This window comes from Mesorhizobium sp. M5C.F.Ca.IN.020.29.1.1, from assembly GCF_003997375.1.
GTDB classification, from domain to species: Bacteria; Pseudomonadota; Alphaproteobacteria; order Rhizobiales; family Rhizobiaceae; genus Mesorhizobium; species Mesorhizobium wenxiniae.
Genome location: NZ_RZSW01000769.1, coordinates 1 through 2,211 on the forward strand (window position 1 = coordinate 1; position 2,211 = coordinate 2,211).

Annotated in this window: 2 protein-coding genes; both read left to right on the top strand. The window is 59.8% G+C overall.

The genetic code is table 11. The annotated features are described in order from the left end of the window. The first annotated feature begins 2 nt into the window (after positions 1 to 2). Positions 3 to 1,310 carry an extracellular solute-binding protein gene (locus EOA85_RS33295; protein WP_245486248.1) on the top strand — a complete coding sequence of 436 codons (1,308 nt, stop codon included), beginning with the start codon at positions 3 to 5 and terminating at the stop codon, positions 1,308 to 1,310. 124 nt (positions 1,311 to 1,434) lie between these two features. After that, positions 1,435 to 2,211 (top strand): sugar ABC transporter permease (locus EOA85_RS33300; protein ID WP_164760062.1); only part of this gene is annotated, 777 nt, incomplete at its 3' end.

Here is a 2,211-nt window from a genome sequence, read left to right on the forward strand (position 1 = left end):
CGTTGGGACTGACCTCGGCGATGTTTGCGTCGACCGCCGTTTCGAACGTCGCGCAGGCGGAAGATCTGACGCTTTGCTGGGCAGCTTGGGACCCGGCCAACGCGCTTGTCGAATTGTCCAAGGATTTTACCAAGGAAACCGGCATCGGCATGAAATTCGAGTTCGTGCCGTGGACCAACTATGCCGATCGCTTCCTCAACGAGTTGAATTCCAAGGGCAAGCTGTGCGACCTGATCATCGGCGACAGCCAGTGGATCGGCGGCTCAGCCGAGAACGGCCACTACGTTAAGCTGAACGACTTCTTCGATAAGGAGAAGATCGGCATGGACGACTTCGTGCCGGCGACCGTCGTCGGCTATTCGGAATGGCCGAAGAACTCGCCGAACTACTGGGCGCTGCCGGCCATGGGCGATGTCGTCGGCTGGACCTACCGCAAGGACTGGTTCTCCAAGCCGGAACTGCAGAAGGAATTCAAGGAAAAATACGGCTGGGATCTCGCCGCGCCGACGACCTTCGACCAGTTGAAGCAGATCGCCGAGTTCTTCCAGAAGCGCGAGATCGACGGCAAGACGGTCTATGGCGCGTCGATCTATACCGAGCGCGGCTCCGAAGGCATCACCATGGGCGCCATGGACGTGCTCTACAGCTTCGGCTTCAACTATGAGAATCCCGACAAGCCCTACGAGATGGACGGCTTTGTCAACTCCGAGAAATCGGTGAAGGGCCTGGAGTTTTACAAGGCGCTCTATGACTGCTGCACGCCTCCCGGGGCCTCGAACAGCTACATGGGCGAAGGCGTCGACGCCTTCAAATCCGGCCAGGTGGCGATGCACATGAATTTCGCCTTTACCTGGCCCGGCCTGCAGAAAGACGAGAATGTCGGCGGCGACAAGATCGGTTATTTCGCCAATCCCAAGGGACCCGACGGCGATCAATTCGCCCAGCTCGGCGGCCAGGGCATTTCGGTGGTTTCCTATTCCGACAAGCAGGAGGCCGCGCTCAAATACATCAAGTGGTTCGCCAACAAGGACGTGCAGGCCAAATGGTGGTCGCTCGGCGGCTTTTCCTGCCTCAACGCAGTCGTCAAGGATCCAGGCTTCCCGGCCAGCCAGCCTTACGCGCAGACCTTCCTCGACTCCATGGCCATCGTGAAGGATTTTTGGGCAGAGCCCAGCTATGCGCCGCTGCTGCAGGCGTCGCAGAAGCGCTTCCATGACTATGTCGTCGCCGGCCAGGGTTCGGCCAAGGATGCGCTCGACGGCCTGGTCAAGGACTGGACCGAGGTCTTCCAGGACGATGGCAAGATGTAGTTGGGGCAGATGTAATCGGCTCCTCCCGAGCCATGCCGCGTGTCCCGTGCCGCCCTTGGCACGGGACACAGTTCAGATAAATTTCCATTGTCGAGACGACCAAGTGACCGAAGCGGGACTGACCATGCTCAATCGGACTGCGGACAGCGTTGCCCGGGCTACGCCTGAGCCGTTGGCCCGCAAGGTCCGGGGCATCAGCGACAAGGGCCTCGCCTGGCTGTTTATCTCGCCGACGATCCTGTTGCTGCTCGCCATCAACATCTTCCCGCTGTTCTGGGCGATCTATCTCTCCTTCACCAATTACCGCGCCAATCGCCCCAACGAGGTGGTCAGGAACGTCGGCCTTGCCAATTACAAACGCATCCTCGGTGACCAGGACATCTGGATCGCCATGCAGACGACGGCGCATTTCGTGTTCTGGACCATCCTGCTGCAGACGCTGATCGGCTTCACGCTGGCTTGGCTGATAGACCGGAAGTTTCGCGGCCACGCCTTCTGGACGACCATCATTCTCGTGCCGATGATGCTGTCGCCGGCAGTTGTCGGCAATTTCTGGCGCTTCCTCTACGAGCCGCAGATCGGTCTGTTCGCCTATGCCGTCTCGTTCGTCACCGGCATTCCGGCAACGCAGATCGGCATGCTCTCCAACGTGTCGCTGGCGCCGTGGTCGATCGTCATCGTCGACACCTGGATGTGGACGCCTTACGTGATGCTGATCTGTCTCGCCGGGCTGCGCTCGATCCCCGAATACATTTATGAGGCGGCCGAGGTCGACCGCGCCTCCAACTGGCGGCAGTTCTGGTCGATCACGCTGCCGATGGCGCTGCCCTTTATCATGCTGGCGGTGCTGTTCCGCGGCATCGAGAACTTCAAGATGTTCGACATGGTCAACCTGCTCACC